19 protein-coding genes are annotated in these 22,036 nt (G+C 52.0%); 7 read left to right on the top strand and 12 right to left on the bottom strand.

Annotated features, from left to right (window positions below):
* Positions 1-69: 69 nt before the first annotated feature.
* The gene (locus B7E11_RS19420; protein ID WP_080837686.1) at positions 70-2,370 is read right to left on the bottom strand and encodes an AraC family transcriptional regulator; all 2,301 of its coding nucleotides are present in this window, start codon (positions 2,368-2,370) and stop codon (positions 70-72) included.
* A gap of 558 nt (positions 2,371-2,928) precedes the next feature.
* On the bottom strand, positions 2,929-3,009 hold the full coding sequence (locus B7E11_RS29690; protein ID WP_245809857.1) for a DUF5605 domain-containing protein: 81 nt from the start codon (positions 3,007-3,009) through the stop codon (positions 2,929-2,931).
* Between B7E11_RS29690 and B7E11_RS30395 the strand changes: the two genes are divergently transcribed.
* Entirely contained in the window at positions 2,978-3,130 is a 153-nt protein-coding gene (locus B7E11_RS30395) for a hypothetical protein (protein WP_245809874.1), read from the top strand. The genes B7E11_RS29690 and B7E11_RS30395 overlap by 32 nt on opposite strands.
* Before the next feature lie 145 nt (positions 3,131-3,275).
* Here B7E11_RS30395 and B7E11_RS19415 read toward each other — a convergent pair whose 3' ends face one another.
* From B7E11_RS19415 to B7E11_RS19400, 4 genes are all read right to left on the bottom strand, one after another.
* Positions 3,276-4,745 carry a glycoside hydrolase family 32 protein gene (locus B7E11_RS19415; RefSeq protein WP_080837683.1) on the bottom strand — a complete coding sequence of 490 codons (1,470 nt, stop codon included), beginning with the start codon at positions 4,743-4,745 and terminating at the stop codon, positions 3,276-3,278.
* Between the two features lie 73 nt (positions 4,746-4,818).
* On the bottom strand, positions 4,819-6,426 hold the full coding sequence (locus tag B7E11_RS19410; RefSeq protein WP_080837680.1) for an ABC transporter substrate-binding protein: 1,608 nt from the start codon (positions 6,424-6,426) through the stop codon (positions 4,819-4,821).
* A 59-nt stretch (positions 6,427-6,485) separates the two neighbouring features.
* Complete coding sequence (locus tag B7E11_RS19405; protein WP_080837677.1) at positions 6,486-7,367, bottom strand: carbohydrate ABC transporter permease; 882 nt, start codon at positions 7,365-7,367, stop codon at positions 6,486-6,488.
* Positions 7,368-7,386: 19 nt separating this feature from the next.
* The gene (locus tag B7E11_RS19400; RefSeq protein WP_240353419.1) at positions 7,387-8,280 is read right to left on the bottom strand and encodes an ABC transporter permease; all 894 of its coding nucleotides are present in this window, start codon (positions 8,278-8,280) and stop codon (positions 7,387-7,389) included.
* Positions 8,281-8,750: 470 nt separating this feature from the next.
* Here B7E11_RS19400 and B7E11_RS19395 point away from each other — a divergent pair, with 470 nt between their 5' ends.
* The gene (locus B7E11_RS19395) at positions 8,751-9,797 is read left to right on the top strand and encodes a LacI family DNA-binding transcriptional regulator (RefSeq protein WP_080837673.1); all 1,047 of its coding nucleotides are present in this window, start codon (positions 8,751-8,753) and stop codon (positions 9,795-9,797) included.
* A 182-nt stretch (positions 9,798-9,979) separates the two neighbouring features.
* Here B7E11_RS19395 and B7E11_RS19390 read toward each other — a convergent pair whose 3' ends face one another.
* The 6 genes from B7E11_RS19390 to B7E11_RS19365 all read right to left on the bottom strand — a co-directional run bounded on the left by B7E11_RS19390 (position 9,980) and on the right by B7E11_RS19365 (position 16,803).
* Positions 9,980-10,426 (bottom strand): MarR family winged helix-turn-helix transcriptional regulator, encoded by a 447-nt coding sequence (locus tag B7E11_RS19390; RefSeq protein WP_080837671.1) that lies wholly within the window; start codon positions 10,424-10,426, stop codon positions 9,980-9,982.
* Between the two features lie 38 nt (positions 10,427-10,464).
* A complete protein-coding gene (locus B7E11_RS19385) occupies positions 10,465-11,232 on the bottom strand; it encodes a pirin family protein (RefSeq protein WP_080837669.1) in 768 nt (255 codons plus the stop codon).
* 27 nt (positions 11,233-11,259) lie between these two features.
* Complete coding sequence (locus B7E11_RS19380; RefSeq protein WP_080837666.1) at positions 11,260-11,616, bottom strand: DoxX family protein; 357 nt, start codon at positions 11,614-11,616, stop codon at positions 11,260-11,262.
* Positions 11,617-11,855: 239 nt separating this feature from the next.
* The gene (locus B7E11_RS19375) at positions 11,856-14,180 is read right to left on the bottom strand and encodes an ABC transporter permease (RefSeq protein ID WP_080837663.1); all 2,325 of its coding nucleotides are present in this window, start codon (positions 14,178-14,180) and stop codon (positions 11,856-11,858) included.
* A gap of 2 nt (positions 14,181-14,182) precedes the next feature.
* Positions 14,183-14,887 (bottom strand): ATP-binding cassette domain-containing protein, encoded by a 705-nt coding sequence (locus B7E11_RS19370; RefSeq protein ID WP_080837660.1) that lies wholly within the window; start codon positions 14,885-14,887, stop codon positions 14,183-14,185.
* Positions 14,888-15,333: 446 nt separating this feature from the next.
* Entirely contained in the window at positions 15,334-16,803 is a 1,470-nt protein-coding gene (locus B7E11_RS19365) for an IS1380 family transposase (protein WP_080837657.1), read from the bottom strand.
* An 827-nt stretch (positions 16,804-17,630) separates the two neighbouring features.
* On the opposite strand from B7E11_RS19365, the gene B7E11_RS19360 reads away from it, so the two are divergent.
* The 5 genes from B7E11_RS19360 to tnpC all read left to right on the top strand — a co-directional run bounded on the left by B7E11_RS19360 (position 17,631) and on the right by tnpC (position 21,971).
* Positions 17,631-18,572 carry a tyrosine-type recombinase/integrase gene (locus tag B7E11_RS19360; protein WP_080837653.1) on the top strand — a complete coding sequence of 314 codons (942 nt, stop codon included), beginning with the start codon at positions 17,631-17,633 and terminating at the stop codon, positions 18,570-18,572.
* Positions 18,569-19,552 (top strand): tyrosine-type recombinase/integrase, encoded by a 984-nt coding sequence (locus B7E11_RS19355; protein WP_080837649.1) that lies wholly within the window; start codon positions 18,569-18,571, stop codon positions 19,550-19,552. Before B7E11_RS19360 ends, B7E11_RS19355 begins: the two co-directional genes overlap by 4 nt.
* Positions 19,553-19,675: 123 nt before the next feature.
* Positions 19,676-19,999 (top strand): IS66 family insertion sequence element accessory protein TnpA, encoded by a 324-nt coding sequence (gene tnpA, locus B7E11_RS19350; protein ID WP_080837646.1) that lies wholly within the window; start codon positions 19,676-19,678, stop codon positions 19,997-19,999.
* Complete coding sequence (gene tnpB / locus B7E11_RS19345) at positions 19,993-20,346, top strand: IS66 family insertion sequence element accessory protein TnpB (RefSeq protein ID WP_080837644.1); 354 nt, start codon at positions 19,993-19,995, stop codon at positions 20,344-20,346. The genes tnpA and tnpB overlap by 7 nt, the downstream gene beginning before the upstream one ends.
* A 71-nt stretch (positions 20,347-20,417) precedes the next feature.
* Positions 20,418-21,971, top strand: a complete 1,554-nt coding sequence (tnpC, locus tag B7E11_RS19340) for an IS66 family transposase (RefSeq protein ID WP_080837642.1) — start codon at positions 20,418-20,420, stop codon at positions 21,969-21,971.
* Positions 21,972-22,036 lie beyond the last annotated feature (65 nt).

Here is a 22,036-nt window from a genome sequence, read left to right as displayed (position 1 = left end):
CTTGCAATTTCAAGGATTTATCGCTTTGAGTATGTCAATTTCCCGGAATCCCATGCCGGACGCGTCCGCTTACATCGGACCGGGGCGCTTCATTTGCTCGACGACCGCATGCATGCGGTATTCGTTGGGCGTCACGCCGAACTCGTTTTTGAATGCCTTGTAAAAGCTCGCTTCGTTGTGGAAGCCGGACGAGGCCGCGATTTCCCGAACGCTCTTGTCCGTCGATTTCAGCAGATAACGAACCTTCTCCATGCGGAGATCGAAAATGTATCTCGATATCGATTTCTGCGCCGCTTCCTTGAACAGTTCGCTCAAATGGCCGACCGACAACCTGAACTCCGCCGCGATGGCTTTCGGGCTCAGCTCCTCGTCGGTCAGGTGAAGATGAATGTAGCCGATAACCGATTCGACGATGACCTGATGCTTGGTCGCAACCGATTGGGAGGATTGCCGGACGACCGTCTCGAACAGTTGATCGAAATGGCGCCGGATTTCCTCGAGCGTATCCGACTGCAAAATGACGCCGTGAAACCGGTCCATATCGAGTTCGATTTTTTCGAACCGGCTGCGGTTCATTTCGTGCAACGTTCTGCCGATGGCCAGAGAGAGCTGCAGCAGCGACAGAGAGAGGCGTTGATTGTCGCAGCAGCCCAGCGAAGCGATAAACTGGGCAAACGCCTCCTTCATCGCTTCGGCGTTTTGGGCTTTGATCGCTTCCGTCAGCTTGCGTTCCGCCGTTTCGGGATAGTCGGACTTGTCGTCCCGTTCCGGGATATCGCCGACTTCGATGAGGCAGCCGCTTCCCAGGGACATCTGATATTGCCGAAGCCGCTGGGTGTTTTTGAACAGTTCCGACAGCCTCGAGATATCGCCGGAGGATTGGCCGATGATGGCCGAAATCGTCATCATTCGGCTAACCCGATTGACCAGAGACTGTATCATACGAATCTGCTCCCGCAAATGTTTCATCGCATCCCCCATGCCTTGAACGTCCGTGCCGAGCAAGTAAGCGTACTCGCCGTCGCCTAGATCCGTTTTCGCGCAGGCCGCCCAAGCGCCGAACACCTCGTCGGCGATGTTGAACAACGAAAGCTTTACCAGCTGCCTCTCGGAGTTGGGCATTCTCGCATACAGCCGGGTCTGGTCGAAGGTCAGCAGGACGAGTGCGTAGGATCTGCCCGCCTGGCATATGGCCTCCAGTTCGCGCAGCGCCTCCCCCATGACCGGCGGTTTCGCCGATACGGATTCCGTCAGCAGCGATTTCAGCACATTTTCCTTGATCAGCTCTCGCGTCGACGTTTTATAGACCTCATACTGCCGGATGCTCGAGTGAAACGCCTTTGCGATATAGTCGGTCTCGTCTTTGGCGTCGCTCATTTCTCCGGCAACCGACATGACCTTCTTCACCAGATTGGCGATCGGGGAATAAAAAACGCGCGAAAGCGCCACCGATACGGCAACGGCGGCGAGCATCGCCAATACCGCGTATATAATGGTCTGCCGCCTCGTGTCGAGAATGAAATGAAAAAGACTGTCGTACGGCGCATCGCTGACAAAAGTCCAATCCGTTCCCGGAATGGCATGCGAGGAGATGACCCTCTTCTGCCCGTCCTCGGTCGCGATCGTGCGGCTTTCCTTTCCGCCGGCCGTTTCCGGCTGCCTCGCGATCGGCCACTCGATCGACTCGAAGGGCCGATATCGTTCTCTCGCATCGACGATCACCCGTCCGCTGCCGTCGACGATCATATAATGGGTATCGTCGTCGATCCATTTGAGCAGCTCGCCGCGCAGCCAATCCATCTTCACGTTCAGGATCAGCGCGCCGTCTTCGAGCACGTTGCCGCCCCTTTTCTCGAACATGTAGTAGGTGAAAACGGGGATAAGCGTATCGTTCTCGTTCAGGATCCGGGGAACCGGCTTCAATACGGGCAACGATCCCCCGTCCTTCAGCATGTTCTGCAAATCCCGGTCTTCCTCGGCTCCGATATAATGGTATTGTTGAAGTCGGTGATTGTACAAAACGGCGGAGTGCAGCATCGGGTTGTTGACGATAATGTTGTGAAACGCATGGACGTACTTGATCCGGTCGAAATCGTTCAGTTCCTTGGCCTGCATCAGCAATATGTTGCCCGGCGTGAAATATTGCGTGATGGAGAGAGTTCTTACCGTCTCATTCATATACTCGATGTTGTATGTCAACTGAGCAAGCAGCTTTTGATTGAGTTCGTAGGCGTTGTCAAAGCCGATCTGCTCGAATTTGTCGTACAGTAATTTGGACAAAAGAGCGACCATCAGCAGCATCGCTATCGCCATGTACGCGATCATCTTCATGAACGATTTCGAAATGTTCAGGCGCATCAAGCGGATCATCGAACCGCCTCCCGCTGTTCGGAATGGAAAACCGTATTTGTGGATCGGAATTTAGAGAGAAGCAGCCTCAAAGAAAGCGGAAGCAGCGGAAAATCGTGCAAGGCGGAGTTGGCCGGATCGCGTACTCGTTTGAGTCTATAGTGGATTATAAGGGAAAGGAACGAATTTTAAAACCTGCCAAAAATATTGCGAATTCAAAGTTTTTGGTGTTTTTTGTCCGGTTCGTGCGGCGCGGATGGGATGGTTCGCCTGCAAATTAAAAATACAGGGGAATATGCCGACATATAACCTGTATGGAGATGTCATCCATGAATGAAACAAGGCGTTCTTGGGGGATATGGACCGCAAATTCCAGGATACATCCTTTGAAAACAAGGACTTCTTGACAAGAAATATCGAATATTTCGCGCTCATTCTTGAGAAACGGATCTAGCATTCTTTCCTTGAGGAGTTACCCGAATAATGCGGCATTGAACAGGCATTGCGAAATCCGCCGTTTCGCAACGCCTGTTTTAAAGTCCGCAGTCTCCCTAAGCCGAAGCGGGGAAGCGGTTGGTCTTAAACCCTCGTCATACGTATCGCCATATAGGGTCTTCCTGGCAGCTCGATGCGAAACGCTCCTTCATACGGCTCGGGCAGCCGATCGATCGTCATGTTCCACGTATCGATCATTCAAATCGTCGTCGGAATTCTGGGGCAAATCGAGAATTTGCACGTCCTGATCGGAGGAAACCAGGGAATTCAAGTATTTCCGATGTAAAAATCGACCACCCCGGGGCGCTTCAAGGAATATCGCGGACAGAAAAACGGCAGCCCCGAAGTCCGTCGACTTCGAGACTGCCCCCTGCTGCTTGATTCAAAGCGAAGGACGCTTTGCAGATCGTTTGACCATGCCGAATCCGTTCTTACTCGGGAAGCCGCGGCGCCATTTCGAACACGGACAGCGAGATCAGCCGGAAATCCTCATCGTCGGCCTCCAGCGAGAGCCCGGTCGATTCCGGATCGGGAAAAATCAGGTCGGTGACGACCGCTTGCCCTTCGCAAGCGAATACTTCGACGGAAGCCCGATCGACGAAAATCCTTAGATCGATCCGACCGCCCCGCGGGCGAAGCGCCGCCGTGTGCACGCCCCGGAACTGCTCGTGGAACTCATGCTTTCCGGATCGCGTTCGATCGACATACACTTCTTCGCGATCCGCGTCGACGCCGACGACCGTCTCCTGGTCTCCCCCCATCCTTACCTTGAAGGCAAAGGAGCGGCCGGCTTCGGCTTCGGCGACCAGCTCGTAGCTGTCCAGCCGCAGCGCTTGCAGCGCAGCTTCGGCCTCCCGCCGCGTCGCGCCCGCGAGAGTCAGCACCGGAACGCGGGCGCGTTCCAGTTCCCGGACGGGTCTTTGCGCCAGGATGACGACGCCGTCCCTGTCTTCGAGCGCAAGCTCCCTCGGCACCGTCATCGCTCCGCGGAACATGTCCGCCGGCGTTAAATTCGCGTACTTCCAGTTGCTCATCCAGCCGATCGTCAGACGCCGCCCGTCCTCCGGAGGAATGTCGGACCAGCTGACGCCGGCGTAATGGTCCCGGCCGCCGTCCAGCCAGCGCACCTCCTTGGAGTCCGCGTCCGGCACGAACGAGATCCCGTCGAAATCTCCGGTAAAATACTGCATTCTCGATCCTTCCGGGAAAGCCGGATCGTCGCCGACGCTGACGAGCATCACCCATCGGGTTCGGGCGGGATCCCCGTCTACCGCGAGCGGGAACAGATCGGGGCACTCCCATACCCCGCCGTGAAATCCCAGGCCGTCGCCGAATTCGCTTCCGAACGTCCACGCCTTCAAATCGGGGGAATGATACAGGCAAACCGTCTGCCCGCAAGCCAAAATCATGACCCAGCGCCGGGTCTCCACATGCCAGAACACCTTGGGATCGCGGAAATCGGCATAAACGTCGTGCGCGAGCACCGGATTGCCTTCGTATTTCGTCCAGGTGCGGCCTTTGTCCGCGCTGAAGGCCAGGCATTGCGTCTGAACCGGGGGGGTCCCTTCGGCTTCGCAATGCCGGGTATAGATCGCGACAAGCCCGGGCTCCTCCCCGAAAAAACCGGTCGTATTCCGCCAATCGACCACCGCGCTTCCCGAGAAGATCGTCCCGTTCTCGTCGGGTGCGAGCGCGATGCCGAACTCTTCCCAGTGAACGAGGTCCTTGCTTGCGGCGTGGCCCCAATGCATCGGTCCCCACGTCATTCCGCCGGGGTGGTGCTGATAAAACAGATGATATTCCCCGGCAAAATACACCAGTCCGTTCGGATCGTTCATCCATTTTTCCTTCGGCGAATAATGGTACCTTCCTCTATAGTTTTGCTTGGCGACGGTCGACATCCGGCGTCTCTCCTTTGCTCCCTCGGTCGGGTCTCGTTTTTGTCTTGATTCGTCATTACCGCCGGGGCCGCGGTCATGGATTCGCGGCTCTGTCGTAGCCGGTTTGCTTGATTTCGAGCCATTCCTTCAGCCCCAGCCGGTCAAGCTCCTTCAGATAGCCGTCCCACTGCTCGTCGATCTTCCCGTTCTGATACCATTCGGTCCGCATTCTCAGGACGTAGGCGAACAGATCCGTTTCGATCGTCGTCAGACGCTCCAGCTCTTCGATCGAATGAAAGACGTTCGGCATGGAAAAGTCCGATTGCATATGGGGCGCCATCACTTCCTTGACGATCCGCATGCGCTCCTTGGCGTCGTCCGGCAAGGTGGTGTACTTGCCATAGTAGCTGTCCAGAATCGCGAGCGGACCGCCGACGCTCGTCTTGTCCCGCAGTTCCACCGGAGCGGTCCCGTTCAGCGGCAGATGCTTCAGCATGTTTTTCTCCGCGTCGTATTCGAAGATATTCTGCTGCGTTTCGTCGCCATACGTTCCCCAGTTGTTCTGGACGGATTGGATCGGGTCGTACATTTGGTCGACCCACTTGGCCGTCGTCTCCAGGTTCTTGTTGGCGCTCGTGATGACCATCCGGCCGCGGTGAAAGCCGAGCGCGTTCGTTTGGGCCACGTTGACGCGCCCGTCCGGTCCGGCAAGCGGAGACATCACGGCGTAGCTGTCGTTGTCGCCCGTAATGTTCGCCTTGTCCCACGAGAAGTACACGCCGTACTTTTGGTCTTTTCCTTTGGCGACATACGTGTTCCAGTCTTGCGTAATCGCTTCAACGTCGATCAAACCTTCCTTGTACAGCTCGCCGATATAGCCGACGGCGTTCCTGTACCCTTCTTCGGCGGGCGCAAAGACGACCTTGCCTTCGTTCGTGACGACCGCATGATCCGGATTTTCCCCGAGGCCGAACGAGCCGAAGAGAAAGACCAGATCCTCGGCGCCCGGCTTATTGATAAAGGACAGCGGAATTTCGTCCGCCTGCCCGTTCCCGTTCGGATCCCGGGTCTTGAACGCGATCAGCACATCCTTCAGTTCCTCCGTCGTCTTCGGCATTTCAAGCCCGAGCTTGTCGAGCCATTCGACATTGATCCACGGGACGGCGTCGACCGCCTGAATCCGCTCCTTGCCGCTGCCGAGCTCTTCGATCCAAGGAAAGGCGTAGATGTTCCCGTCCGGCGCGGTAATCATCGACTTGTACTCCGGGGCTTCTTCCAACACCTTCTTGAAGTTGGGCATATGCCGGTCGATCAGGTCGTTCAGCGGAATGATCGCCCCGTCTTTGGCCAGCTTGAGCAGCTCATAGTCGCCGTACCCGGCATCGAAAATCGCGTCGGGAAAATCGCCGCTCGCCATGGCGAGATTCCGCTTTTCCACGAACGCGTCTTTCGTATAGTTGATCCAGTCGATGCGGACGTTCATTTTCTCCTCCAGCCGCTTGTTGATCAGCTTTTCGTTTGGATCCGCCGGCGCGAGCGGCGAGCTTTGGGTCATGAACGTCAGCGTGACTTTGCCGCTTGGGTCCTGGCTGGGCGAACTGCCGCTCTCCTTGCCGCTGCAGGCCGACAGCAGAAGCGCGGAAGCGATGACGGCCGCGGACGCGGATTTGAGGGCGAATCTCGTTTTTCGGTTATTTTCCATGCAGATGGACCTCCCGATCGGTTGTTTTTTTCATAAGCATCTATGTGCGCAGCCGGGCCTTATTTCAGGGATCCGACCATGACGCCTTTTTCGAAATATTTCTGGAAGAACGGGTACATCACGACAAGCGGCAGGCTGGAAATGACGATCGCCGCGTATTTGATAATCTCGGACAGTCGCTTGAGTTCCGCCATCGCGAGCCGGTCGGAAATCATGCCGGGATCGACCTGGTTCTGGATCAGGATCGACCGCAGAACGAGCTGCAGCGGGTGCAATTTCGGGTCGTCCAGGTAGATCATCGCGTCGAAGTAGGCGTTCCACTGCCCGACGAAGGCGTACAGCGCAAGCACGAATACGATCGGCTTGGAAAGCGGGAGGACGATATGGAAAAAAATCTTCGCCTCGGAAGCGCCGTCGACGTTGGCGGCCTCCTTCAGCTCGACCGGCACGCCTCTGAAGAACGTCCGCGCCAGGATGATGTTCCACACATTGACCGATCCGGGAATGATCACCGCCCAGACCGTATCGAGCAGGCCGAGATTTTTGACCAGCAGGTACGTGGGAACGAGCCCGCCTCCGAAAAACATCGTGATCAGGAAAAAGGTCATGAAATACCCGCGTCCTTTCAACCGGCGATCCGACAGCGCGTAGCCCGCGAATACGGATACGGTTACGGTGACGAAGGCGAAGGAGACCGAGTACAGCACGGCGTTTCCGAACCCCCGGACCATGGCCGGATTGCCCAGAATCTTCCGGTAGCCGTCCAGAGACCAGTCCGAGACGTTGAACGACAAGCCGCGGCTCAGCAGCACGGAAGGATCCATGAAGGAAGCCACCGCGATGTACGCGAGCGGAACGACGACGAGCAGGACGGCCGCGGACAGACCGACGGCGTTTACGGCAAGCAGGAGGCGGTCGGTTCGGGAATGTTTGACAGGCATTGGGGTTTTGCTCCTTTCTTCAGTAGAGACCTTCGCCCTCGTTCAGCCTTTTGACGATAAAGTTGACGGCGGCAAGCAAAATGACGTTGATGACGGAATTGAACAGCCCCACGGCGGAGGAATAGGCGTAATCCCCCGACTGCAAGCCCAGCTTGTACACGTAGGTCGGAATGATCTCGGACGCTGGCAAATTCGCGGCCGTCTGCATCAGATAAGCCTTCTCGAACCCGATCGACATGATGCCGCCCGCGGCCAAAATGAACACGATCGCCATGATCGGCCGGATGGTCGGCAGATCGATATGCCGGATTCGCTGCAGCAGGCTGGCGCCGTCCAGATTCGCCGCGTGGTGCAGTTCGGGGTCCACGTTCGCCAGCGCGGCAACGTAAATAATGGAGGACCAGCCGGCCGTCGTCCAAATATCCGATAAAATGTATAGCCACCGGAAATATTCGGGGTTCGACATAAACATGATCGGCTTGTCCGCGAACCAGGCGAGCAGTTGGTTGACAGGCCCGGTCGGCGACAGAAAGATGAACAGCATGCCGACGATGACGACGACGGAGATGAAGTTCGGGGCGTACAAAAAAAGCTGAATGTTCTTCTTGACCCTTGCCTTGCGAATCTGGTTCAACATGAGCGCAAGCAGGATCGGGACGGGAAAACCGAGAACGAGCCCGTACAAGCTTAATTTAAGCGTATTCATAAAAATGACGTCGAAATTCGGCGACGAGAAAAGCTTGTCGAAATGCTTGAGCCCTACCCAATCGCTCCCCCATATCCCCTTGATCGGGTTGAAATCCTTGAAGGCGATGACCGCGCCGTACATCGGGCCGTATTTGAAAATCAAGGTCAGGATCAGGGCCGGCGCCAGAAGCAAATAAAGAAAGCCTACCTTGCTCGTTTGCTGCAATCGGATACCTCCGTTCTCGCTAAGTTTGCATTCACACTTCAGTAAGGGCTTTCAACAACAACAAAATCCGTTCGCGCTTCCCGTTTCGTCCTCCGGTTCAAAACCAATATTAGTAAAGGACAAGCGGCAATGTCAATACATTTTGTAAAAATTTAATTTCACAAATGACAAATTAATAATCGAAGTACTAGTGCAAAATATCGATGATTTTGATAGAAAAATCAACAAAATGCCTATTCCCTTGGGAAATCAGGCGATAGGATCGGAGGTTTGATCAAATTTCGGCTTCATCCGTAAAGACCCTCGAATTTTCCGAATGTCAATTTTCGCCAACTTTTAATTGTTTAAATGTAAATATAATTGTGCATTTGTAAACTTTATATTGCTATTTTGCACGAACTGTTATACATTTGAAGGAGACTAGCGGCATCAGGGAAGACCAGGCACGCAGATCTCATCGAGGTGGAACGATGGCGAAGGAGAAAGTAACGATTCAAGACATCGCCGACGCTTTGGGCATTTCCCGGAATACGGCCTCCAAGGCGCTGAACGGCAACGAGAACATTCCGGCGGAGACCCGCAATAAAGTGATCAAAAAGGCGATCGAATTGAAATACAAGCAATTCGCGTTGATGGAAAGCGAGAACCTGTTGCCCAAAAACTCGGGCAACATCGCGCTGCTGACGGCGAACCTGCCCAATACCTCCCACTTCGGCTCGGCTCTCATCAGCGGCCTGGAGAAAAGAATCAGCGCGGAAGGCTATAATTTGTCCATCCACATCGTCCGGGACATCGACATTGCGTCCCGGTCGCTGCCGAACAACTTCGATCCGTCCAACGTGGACGGGATCGTCTGCATCGAGCTGTTCGACCTGGCGTACAGCAAGCTCGTGACGCAGCTCGGGATTCCGACCATTTTTGTCGACTGCTCGGCCTTCGTTTGCTACCCGGATTTTCCGGCCGACATTCTGCTGATGGAGAACGAGCACAGCATCTATTCGCTGGCCCGGAAGCTGATCGAAAGCGGTTGCGAAAGCTTCGGGTTCGTAGGGGACGTTCAGCATTGCCTCAGCTTTCACGAGAGATGGGTCGGCTTTAACCGCGCGCTGTCCGAGGCGGGCATCAAGCTCGACCTCGACCAATGCATCGTGGACGACGATCGCCTTTTCTTCTCCGAGCCCGATTGGATGGAGGAGCGGCTGGACCGGATGGCCAAGCTCCCCTCGGTCTTTGTGTGCGCCAACGATTTTATCGCCGTCGGCTTAATGAAAGCGCTCAAAAACCGGCAGCTTTCCATTCCGCAGGATACCGTCGTTTGCGGCTTCGACAACGCGCCCGAATCCGTCATCGTGGAGCCTCATCTGACTACCGTCCATATCTATAGCAACGAAATGGGCATCAAGGCTGCGGAGATGCTGCTTTCCCGCATTCAAGATCCGAATCAGCCGTATCAAATTTCCCATATTTACACCCGGCCGATCGTCCGGGAGACGACCCCGAGCATCGCCTGGCCTTGAGCCCCGCCGTTAAAAAGACAGAACAAGCAAAAACGATTTCGTCGTCCTGAAGACAGGGAATGTCGTTTTGATCGGAAACGATTCATTCCGCGCAAAGACGCCCATGCCGCCAACGGCGGCATGGGCGTTGAAAAGATTCATTTCCTGTCGAACTCTTTTGGCCGTCGAGCCCGTTCATGAACTTAAGCGTTGACAGCGCCAAGTCCCACCTTTTTAAGAAGTTCCGTCAAGTCGGTTTTTTCCTCCTTGTTTAAGGGCGATAAAATCCGGGAAATCGCTTCGACGTGCTGAGGGAAAATTTCTTGAAACAGACGCTGCCCTTTGTCGGTTAATACGACATTAGAAATCCGCCGGTCTGTCGGACTGGGGTGCCTCTTTACAAATTCGTTTTTTTCCAGCTTGTCCACAACGTAAGTAATGCTTCCGCTGGGAATGGAAAAGGTTTCGCTGATTTTTTGAATGGTGTGAGGGCCCTTGTTGTAAAGAAGTTCCAGAATCATGAAATTTTCCATGCTTATTCCATATCTTTCGATATCTTTTGCGATTAGATTAAAAACGGTTTTGCTGGCTTTGAGCCAGACGCGGAAAAGCCGCAAATCCGTTTGACTTTTTTCGTCTCCTTGGATCAATTCCACCGCTCCCTCTGTCCGTTCCTTCCTTTCTACGGTTAACTTCGTTTATTGTATAAAGGATAATCGACTTCCGTCGGAACTTCAATCATAAAGATTCTAAGTTCTCGATCCGAAGCATGAAGGGAAATTTCTCCGCTTTGTCCCGTTTGAATGACAATAAAATCTTTATGCATAAAATGGAGAGGCAGATCCGTTTCCGTTGTTAAACATCCGTCGCCTCTGATCGCCAGTCCGGCTAACGTTCGATTTTGCGCAAGACGATGGCTATAGACTGCTCCTTTAGGAATACGGATATCCCACATTCGGGCATCCGTTACGATCTTCATCGGCGAATCGTTTCCCAATATAGTTTTGATCGTCACGCCGTCTTTGACCCCTGCGGGGAATTCCTCGGCGTGATAGTGCGAATAAGTCGGCGTCCTTTTTACCGCTTGGCTTAAATGCGGTTCAAACCAAATTTGAAAGCTTTCCGACGGTTCCTTTAACGCTTCCGCATGGTGCACGCCGGAGCCTGTTTGCATGAGTTGGGCTCCTTCTGCTTCGACGACGCTTTCCGTACCAAGCGTATCGCGGTGATACGTGTTCCCATTAATCACATAAGTGATGATTTCGAATCCCCGATGCGGATGGAAGCCGATTTCCGCGGGCCCCTCCGAATGTCCCCACGCCCAATAAAATAATGGCCCTAACCGGCTTATGAGCGAGCCTTCGCCAGGAAAGCCTATCGGCTTTTGCTCGCGAATCTTTCCGTCGTCGAATTGTCCGTTCGCTTGGTCGCGAGGATGAATGATCTTCATTTGCATCGTTAGCTTCACTTCCTTTGAAAAAGGTTATCCCCATAACGTTTCGAAATGGATCCCAAACACGATCAACCCTAATAGGAGCAAAATGATCGGCATCATCATTTGTCGAACCTGATCTTTGATTTTAAGATGCGTAACGATCGCTCCGATCATCGTGATCACGATAAGTAAGCTGCCCCAAGCTGCCAAAGTTTCATTCCAAATGCCCGCAATCGTCAATCCTCCCGAGACGAGTTCGACTAATCCCGTGAATACTCGAAACCAGCCCGGATAACCGTAATGCTTGAATCCTTCCACCATTTGTTTGGACCCAAACTTCATCATTCCGAACATGATAAAACCTAACCCTAAAATCACTTGCAAAACAATTGAAAAAATGTTCATTCCCCATTCTCCTTTTACTCTAACACAAGATATCCTAATCTTAGGATAATATTATCCTATCATTAGGGTATTTACGTTGTCAACAATCCATGTTCTGTCAACGGGAACGAAAACAGCGGATACGGGATTGTCGACGATGCTTTGCGAAGAAAAAAGAGACCTGCCTCCTTTACGGGATGCGGTCTCTGGTGTTCTCGCCGGTCAAATCGCCTAAGGGTAATTTCTCTTCCCCGCTTCGGTTAATCAATGCTTTTTAAGGATTCAATCATATGGATCCGGTTTACTTTTGTCCGAAGCAGCAAGTTCGACAGGACGGTAAGCAAATAAGCAAGGACAACGGCTACGAGCAGGATCGGCACATTTAATTGATCCGGGATTTGCTGATGGGAGCTCGACAGCGCCTGTACGATCACCCCATATAGATAGCCGCTTATCGGCAAGGCGGCAACGATCGCAAAAGCGGTTAGAATATTATTTTCAAAAAAGATAAGCCGATTGATTTTACTTTTCTGGTAGCCTAATACCTTAAGCGTCGCAAGCTCGCGATTTCGTTCGTAAATGTTGATGTTGGATATCGTGTAGATCGCGCCGAAGGACAGAATAACGGCGCATACGATAAACATGATGAAAATAAAACTGTTTTGCTGCAAAATAAATCGGGCCGATTCCTTCAGATCGTTTTGATCGGCAATCGTTTCTACGCGTTGATCCTGCTCGAAGAAGTCGCGAACGTGGGCAAGATCCGCGGCGCTATCGGCTTTGACCAAAAGCGAGGTTGGGCGGTAGTCGATGCCAAAACTTTTTAAATAAGCGGGAGTGCAGTAAAACGACGGATTCGAGTACTGCGCGGATATGTGCAGCACCTTCATCTCGACCGTTTTATTTTTAAACTCGGGCGCCGTAAACCGGATGTGGACGGTATCCCCTTCCGCGATGCGATATTTGTCGGCATAGGATTGGGGGACCAGTACGCCGTTATTTTCCAAAAACAACTCATTTTCATTCTTGTCAAAAAATTGAATAAGGTCGTTCTCCTTTTCCGTCACGACTAAGGTGGCATTTTCCTGCTCTTTGTCTTTTATGAACGCGATTGGAAAGGAAGTTAAATCATAGCTGTTCCGGATTCCGGAGGGCAGGTTTGGCGAGCCCGTTAATGCCGCCGTTGCATAATCCACTTTTAAATCGTAAGAATAAACTTCTTCCACTTGGTTCGCTACTTTAAGCAATGCCGATTGAGTGCCGAAAGCCGTGATCAATAAAACCGTGCTGATCATCACGCCGATTGAACTCGCTATCGCTTTTGGTTTATTCAAAAAAATATTTCTGATAATGAGTTTGGAACTGTAGGAGAGAGGACGCCAAATTCCCGGCGCTCTTTCGATAAGCAGCTTCTTCATCTTCTTGGGCGGTTTTTGACGCATCGCCTGGGCCGCATTTTCTTTTAATATCGTTCTGCCGCTCAGGTAGCAGGAAAGAATTCCGAATGCGCTGGAGAAGAGGATCGGAGGGATGACGGAGAAGAGGGAAAACGAAAATGAAATGTCGGGCAGCGAATAAGCCCTCGCATTAGACATCGTTACGTAAGGAATGAAAACCAATCCGGCAATGACGGAGCCCAGAATAGATCCTGCGATGCCGATCGCCAAAGGGTATCCCATGTAATGGAGCATGATGCTTCTGTTTTTGACCCCCAAAGCCTTCATGATCCCCACTTGATTTCTTTGAGAATCGATCATCCTCGACATGGTCAGAAACAGAATGATGGCTTCGATGGTAAAGAGCAGCAAAGGAATGACCCTGCTCATCATTTTATTATTGTAAATCGTCTCGGTGATCTTGGAATAGCTGAAGGTCCGCTCTTTGCTTGCTTGGTTTAAATAGGGGAGGTGTCGGGATTGCCGTTCGATGGCTTGACTTAATTGATCGATATCGTAGCCTTCTTGCGCATCGACCATGATTTCATTATAGGCTAAGCCGCCTAACAGGTCCGATGCCGTCACTTCGGCTATATAAGCAAATCCGTGGGTTTTATGGTCCTGGGTTTCGTTCTTTTTTGCATATTCGACGTTTTCGCCCAAACCGCTGATGACGAACGTCACATCGTTTTCATTCACGCTTAAACGGAGCCGATCGCCAACATGAAAAAGATGTTCTTTTGCATAATGGGAATCTAATAAAATCTCCCCTTTCGATGACGGAACGGCGCCTTCTATCAACGTAGGCGTGTTTATTTCATTGTTCGCGGGGATCGAATGAATTTTTAACGAAGCTTTACTGTCTTCAAAAACTTGCACGGCATCGAAGGTGTACCGTCCTTCCAGTTTATCGATCCCTTCGATTTCGCTTAAACCGGCCGCGTCATCTTTGGAAATTTGACTGTAATAAACGTGCAAGTCGCTTAATCGATGATCGTTAAAATAATCCTTCGCATACGCATTGAGGTTGCTGCTGTAAGTGATCAGCCCCGCGTAGAAGAAAGCGCCTACGGCGACAACCAAAACCAGGGCCATAAATTGTCCGAACGATTGTTTCGTATCCCTTGCCAGTTTGAAAAATAATTTCATGCTCACCACTCAATCCCTTCGACGCTTTGTTTTTCCTCATTGATCTGAACGCTTTCGATCCTTCCGCTTTTGACTTTGATAATTTTGTCGGCCATGGGAGTGATAGCGGAATTATGCGTGACCAATACGACGCATTTTTTCGTTTCCTTGTTCAAATCCTGAAGAAGCTTCAACACCGTTTTTCCCGTTTCGTAATCCAAAGCGCCGGTCGGTTCGTCGCAGAGCAGGAGCAAGGGATTTTTGGCAACGGCTCTCGCGATCGCGACTCTTTGCTGTTCTCCTCCGGAGAGCTGGGAAGGGAAGTTTTTGATTCGATTTTTTAACCCAACCTTATTCAGGATTTCTTTAGCGTCCAGATGGTTTTTGCATACTTCGGCGGCAAATTCGACATTTTCCAACGCATTTAAATTCGGAATCAAATTATAAAATTGAAAAACGAAGCCCACTTTTTCGCCGCGATATTGCGTCAGCTTTTTGTCGTTGAATCGGGTTATTTCCTGACCGCCGACGATTACTTGACCGGAAGTCGCCGTATCCATCCCGCCAAGAATATTCAGAATCGTGCTTTTACCGGCACCGCTTGCGCCCAGAACGACGACGAATTCCCCTTCGGATATAGTAAAATCAACGCCATCCAAAGCCCTGATCGGGACTTCCCCTATCCGGTATTCCTTTGCTACGTTTCTGAATTCGATTAACGTTTTCACTTGGCCCATCTCCTTCATGAGTTCGAAATGATCGCTCGCGCATTACCAAGTTGATTATACGTGTAGAAATAAATGGAAGTATCCACCTGCGGGCTATTCCGGCGCTGGACAAAAGTCGGGCTCAAACGGAAGGAAATCCCGGACCATGCGAACAAAAAAATCGAAGTCCCCGTCAAACAGCGGCGGGGACTTCGATATTCATTTTCCGAGCGAATTCGTCGCTTGTTTTCGACGGGTTATTCAACATGAAATCGGAATGTGGATAACTCAAGCCTGTGGATAACCCGTCATTGTCCGCGGAATCCCCGTTTCGATGCGGGTTTTGGGACTGGATTTCGAATCTTCTTGCTTTCAGACGGGAGTGCTAATCGCTTTTGGGCAAACCCAAAGAAGACCCTGATTTTACAGGTTCCAATTTCGTCATGTTGAGGCGATGAATCGATCCGTCATGCCACTGGCTGAACGAGTATGAACCGTTCAGCCAACGCTCTAAGCTTGTGTTGCATGGTGTCGACGATGCCAGCGAGCGTCGGATTCGGCGCAAGCCGGATATGCTGGTATCGGCCGGAACCGACCACATTGGCGGGCACCCGGATCACCGTCCGGCGAATCGTTTGGACTTCGCACCGGTTGAGCGATTCCGGCATCAGCGTCTGTTTGAACCAGACCATCACGTTGTAGGCGATGGCTTTGATCCAGCTGAACAGCAAGTTCCGGAGCAGGGAATGCTGGCTGTTCTGCTCCACCGCATAACCTTCTTTCAATTCATCGATGCGATTCTCGATGTTGGCCCGCTTGTTGTACGAGCGAAGCAGCGGCAAAGGCTTGAGTTCGGCATTCGTGACGATGGCTTGGAAGGAATAGGTCGTAAGCGCCATCGTCAATTGGTCATCGGTCGTACGCTCGGTTTCGTGGGCTTCCCGGTAGATGACGCAGCGCCGTGCTTTCTCCCAGTTGGTGAGGAGAATCGGGATGTCGGCAGCAGCCCAACGATCGTCTTCGGTCGCAAACGTGATGTCCTCTTGTTTTTCCGCCAGCGTTTCCCAGAACGCAGGATGCTGCTGAAGGTAAGAAATGGCCTTCTTCACAGTGGCCTTCTTCGGCAGTTTGAAGATGTACTGCCACCCACGTTCTTCAGCGTACGCCATGACAGTGTCATCGGCAAAGCCGCAGTCGGCCCGGATGCCTTCGATGATCCATTCCGGCGGCAGCATCGCCTCGATTTCTTTAACGAACGAGAGCAGATCCTTCATGCCGTTCGTGTTGCCGGGATTCACTTGCAAGTGGATGAGCTCGCCGCTTCCGGCGATGAAGGCAACCCGGATTTTGTACGAGGGGCGTCCGTGGTAACGCGGATTGTAGCCGTTTGTTGCGCCTTCTTGTTCACCGAATAGCGTGATGACTGTATCGTCGATGTCGATCCAGACCAGACGCTTTTCACCCATCCGAGCATGGCGAGCCAGCAAATCCCGGTTTAAGGCGACAAGCTGAATCAAGTGGCTCCAGGAGAGCTTGCTCAAGAAGCCGCGGAAGGTGCTTTCGTCAGGAAAGCGGTCGATACCGGTAACGATCTGGTAAACTGGATCGGATTGAAGGGCATTCATATGAGAAAAACGCGTGTGGCCGAGCAGCGCGCAGTCCAGCAAATGATCGACAAGCTTAGAGGCCGGGTAGACACAGTTGGCTTTCTGCTCCAGATGGAAGTGATCTTCAATCAGGGCATCCAGACCGATGAGTTCCTTGAATCGAGCGAGGAACTGGAAGTTACCGGCTTCCGTGACGGTGTTGTTGTCGAACGTGACCGGTCTCAACTTCTTCACGATCTGTTTGATTCGGCGACGCTCCGCAAGAATTTCCATTCGGCGTTCGCGGCGTGTTTTTTGTTCTGGCGCATGGTTCGTTGCTTGTGGTACCATGTTGCTAAGGACACTCCCTCTCGTCGGTTATTCTGTGGTGGTTTAACCTTTGACAAGAGGCATGCAGTGTCCTGTTTATTTTGCGAAAAAATTAGCAACTTCTTATGACGGAAAAAACCTGTCACGGCCTGGATCTTTCACTTTTTGACGAGGTTACTTTCCGATTTCATGTTCAAATAACTTGCCGTATAGGCAATAAATTCGGAAACATGGTCAATGAAATCCATCGGTTCAACATGCATTCCGGATTGTTCCATGGCTTGTTTTTGGATCGGGGCGGGCGATGCCAGACCCGTTCTAATTCTCCGAAAAATCTTGTCCGATCGGATGTTCGATCGCGTTCTCTATCGAATGTTCAGCTTATGACAGTTGGCATGAGAAGGGCGCAATTACCGAATCGATCGTCGACGGATTCGCCTTTGCTTAAGCGCTGTAGGACAGGTAAAAAGGCATTGGGTAGCATCACCTGAAACCAGAGTATCCTGACAAACAAAAAAGGCCCTGCTCCGCGCAAAATCGCAGATCAGAAACCTACTGTTGATAAGTATGGTGCGGTCGAGAGGACTCGAACCTCCACGGCTGTTACACCACTAGAACCTGAAATTGGTGTACCGGTTTGGAGGTGAAAGAAAAAAGCGCACCTCCCTTAATCCCTTATGGGACAAGGGATTTCAGGTTTTTTCCAAAACTGTTCCAGCAGCAAAAAATCGCTGCTTTTTCGACGGTTTTTGGCGTGCTCATACGTCCAAATGTTTGATGCGCTTATCGGCCTTGACCGCGCACGTCTTTTCCCTCGCCAATAATTCCGAGAAAAGGATGTTGTCAACGTGTCAAACTCACCTGCAATATCATTTTCAGAAGCCGTCCATTTATTTCTTCAAGATTGCAAATTGCGCAATCTTACCGAAACGACCTACGAGTTTTACAAATTCGGACTTCGTACGCTAGAACAATTTATGGATGAAAACACCCTGGAATTCGCCCGACTGACCCCCTTCGACCTAAGCAATCGCTATATGAATTACTTGTTGGATCGAAAACTTGCCTCAGCTACGATTCGGGGCCGCATTAGTACATGCCAGGTATTTTTTAAATACCTCTGGCAAGAGGGTTACCTGGAGAACAATATTGCCGCCGACCTTAAATTGATTAAAGCTGCGAATCGAGCCATTTTCACCTTTTCTCAAGAGCAAATCGCCACTATTTTGCAGCAACCGGATACGACCACTTTTACTGGCTTACGCGATCATACGATGATGCTGGTGCTCCTGGAAACCGGCATAAGAGTCATGGAACTTACCAACATGAAAGTGGAAGGTATTGATTTCCAAAGCGGAACAATTCGAATTCCATCCGGCAAAGGGCGGAAGCCCCGCGTTGTTCCAATTCAGCGGACATGCTTGAATCAATTGAACCGCTACCTCCGGGAACGTGGAGAACAGCCCTTCAATGATTGCTGGATCACGCTAAACAATACTCCGCTCCGATTGGCGGCTGTCAAACGGATCATGATCGAACACTGCAAAGCTGCACACATTGAAGGAACACGGGGTTCCGCCCATACTTTCCGCCACACCATGGCCAAGACGTATTTGCTAAACGGCGGTGATGCGTTCTCGCTGATGCATATACTTGGCCACACCAACATCGAAATGACCCAACGTTATGTTGACCTTTTCAGTCAGGATTTGCATGAGCAGCATCAGAAAGCAAGCCCGATTGAAGCCATCCTGTCTGACAAAAGTGAAGACAGCGAGGTGGAAGCATGAGACGGCGCAATAATCTCCTGCAATCCGCAGTCGATCCGACGGCAGCAGAACCTTCTTTAAAAGCCATCACGTTCGAACAAGCCGCAAAGTCGTACTTATTGCATAAGCGTTCCCTGAACCTGTCGCCGCGCAGTCTAGAGTTTTATGAGGAAGCTCTTCGCCATTTCGAAAGGACGTTTCGCAACCAAAATATCCAGATGGATTTGCAACGAATGTCTGCACGACAAATCAAGGAACACTACATCGGCTATATGCTGGAACATGGCCTTGCCAGCCACACGATTAACAATCGAATCAGAGCCTGCAAAACCTTCTTCCGGTTCCTGTATGAAGAACGGATAATCAAACAGCCTATTTTTGACCAGTTGCGTTTGATTGCAGCAGAGAAAAAGATGATTCAAACCCTGACGAAGGAGCAAGTACTCGCTCTGCTCAACCAACCTGATCGAAATACATTTACAGGTCTCCGGGACTATACCATTATGATGCTGCTTCTTGAGACGGGTATGCGAATCAGCGAATGTCTGGCTCTTGAACTGGGCGATGTGCTCTTGAAGGATCGCGAACTCATTATTCGAATGGGAAAGGGAAGAAAAGCGCGGCGGGTTCCGATTCAAAAGACGTGCATTCAAATTCTGCAGCAATATATCGCTGCGCGGGGGGAACTTGACACAAAGGCGTTATTTGTAAATGTGGAAGATGAGCGGCTCGGGAAACGAACCATTCAAGAGAACATTAAGGAATATGGAAAAATGGCCGGAATTGAAGGCGTCCGTGTATCCCCGCATGCGTTTAGACATACGATGGCCAGATTCTATATCATCAACGGCGGGGACATCTTTACCTTACAGAAGATTTTGGGACATTCCACTTTGGACATGGTAAGGCATTATGTCGAATTGTTCAGTACGGATATTAAAGATCAACATCAGAAATACAGTCCTGTGGAGAATATGAATTGGGGACGTCGGACACGGTAGTTTAGGATAAAAAGGTCGCAGTATCTCTGATGAAAGTCTGATACGTCAAACCCTCCCCACCTTCGTTCTTTGCAATAGCTATGAGATAATCCTCCTCAGAATCAAATCAGGGGAGGATTTTTCATGTCCAGAGAAGATGTACAAAAGAAATGGGAAGCACGCATCGCCGCTTTCCGTTCCAGCGGAGAAAAAGCAACAAGGTGGTGCAAAACCAATCAGGTGGATCGTCGTCAGCTCTACGCTTGGATGAAAAGACTGAACGGATCATCCGCTGCTGCGGCAGCCAAACCAACCACCTTTATAAATGTTAAGGTTGCTCCCGAAACAGGGCCGGAGCAGCCCGCCTGCCTTCGAATCAGGCTCGGTGCAGCCGTTATTGAAGTTGACACCGGATTTAATCCCGCTTTGCTCCGCGATGTGGTGCAAGCTCTCGAGGCCGTATGCTAAGCGAGTTGACCGCCCAGCAAGTGTATCTGGCTTGCGGCAGCACCGATTTGCGCAAATCCATCGACGGACTTGCCGCTCTCGTCCAGGAAGGGCTTGGGCTGAATCCGTTCTCCCCTTGTTTGTTCGTCTTTTGCAACCGCGAGCGCAACAAGTTAAAGATCCTGTATTGGGAGCACAACGGCTTCTGGCTGTTTTACCGCAGACTTGAGCGCGGCACGTTTCAGTGGCCCAAGCATCATGGCGATCCGGTCACGGTTACTACACGCGAGCTCCGTTGGCTATTGGACGGACTTTCGCTCAGCCAGCGGCAAGCTCATCCGAAAGTGACCGCCGCTACAGTCATTTAGCAATGTATTCCTTACTTAATTCGACATATATACCGGCAGGCATCGCAGTCTTCGTGTCGAAGTCATTACATATGGAAAATCGAGCGGACACCCCAACAATTGAAGCACTAGAGCAGCAGATTGCCGAACTATCCGCCAAGCTCAAATGGTACGAGGAACAGTTCCGCTTGGCGCAGCACAAGCGCTTCGGCGCTTCCAGCGAACAGACGCACCCGGACCAGATGGAGCTGAATCTGTTCAACGAAGCCGAAGTGCTTGCAACGCCTGCGGGAGAACAGCCGCCAATGGAGCAGATCACTTACGCACGGCGCAAAACGTCCGGCAAACGTGAAGCGGACCTTTCCAATCTGCCGGTAGAAACGGTGACGTATACGCTGGAAGAAGGCGAGCAGGTATGTGCATGCTGCGGCGGATCGCTTCATGAGATGAGCACCGAGACGCGTAGCGAAATCGCCGTCGTACCGCCTCAAGTGAAGGTCATTCGCCATGTTCGGCAAGTGTACGCTTGCCGCCGCTGCGAACGCGAAGAAATCCAGACGCCTATCATAACGGCGCCGATACCCAAACCCGTTTACCCGGGAAGCTTGGCCTCGCCGTCCAGCCTGGCGTATGTCATGAGCCAGAAGTACGTGGACGGCTTGCCGCTGTATCGGCAAGAGCAGCAGTTCGCGCGTCTAGGGTACACGCTGTCCCGCCAGACGATGGCGAATTGGATGATCTATGGCGCGGAGCAATGGCTCGCGCCGATCGTCGCGGCCATGAAGGCGTACTTGCTTCGGCAGGAAGCGCTTCATGCGGATGAAACGACGCTGCAGGTGCTGCGCGAACCAGGGAAATCGGCCGAATCGACGTCGTACCTGTGGCTGTATCGCACCGGACGCGGCGTTTCGCCGGCTGTCATCTACGACTACCAGAAGACGCGGGGCGGCGAGCATCCCCGAAACTTCCTGTCTGGTTTCAAAGGTTATCTGCATGTGGACGGCTATCCGGGCTACCATAAAGTCGCCGGTGCAACGTTAGTCGGATGCTGGGCGCATGCAAGACGCAAATACGACGAGGCGCTGAAAGCAGCGCCGCAGGCGAAGGGGCAATCGGAAACAGTGGCTGGTCAGGGACTGGCATACTGCAACGCGCTCTTTGCCATCGAACGCGATCTAAAGGATGCTACGCCTGAAGAACGCCATGCCGAGCGCCAGAAGCGAAGTCTTCCGGTAGTAGAGGCTTATTCGGCGTGGCTTCGCCAGCAGCGATCCCGAACGCTGCCGAAAAGCCTGCTCGGACAAGCGATCGCCTACAGCTTGAACCAATGGGAGAAGCTGACCGCGTTCCTGAAGGATGGACGGCTCGAGATCGATAACAAACGCAGCGAGCGGTCGATTAAACCGTTCGTGATCGGGAGGAAGAACTGGTTGTTCGCCAATACGCCGCGAGGCGCAAAAGCGAGCGCCGCAATCTACAGCGTCATCGAGACGGCAAAGGAAAACGGACTGCATCCGTTTCAGTACTTGAAATACCTGTTCGAACAGTTGCCTCAACTGCCGGATTCACAAGATCTTGAGGCGTTGGAGCCGTTTTTGCCGTGGTCTTCATCGCTGCCGCTGACTTGCCACGTATTTTCATCATGAAATAAACATATTTCTGCCCCCACTGCATTTACAGGTGGGGGCTATTTGACGCTTACTTATAGACT

The sequence above is a fragment of the Cohnella massiliensis genome (assembly GCF_900169535.1).
GTDB lineage: Bacteria > Bacillota > Bacilli > Paenibacillales > Paenibacillaceae > Cohnella > Cohnella algarum.
The sequence above is the reverse complement of the archived record's forward strand: the minus strand, read 5'-3'. Positions and strand labels throughout refer to the sequence as shown.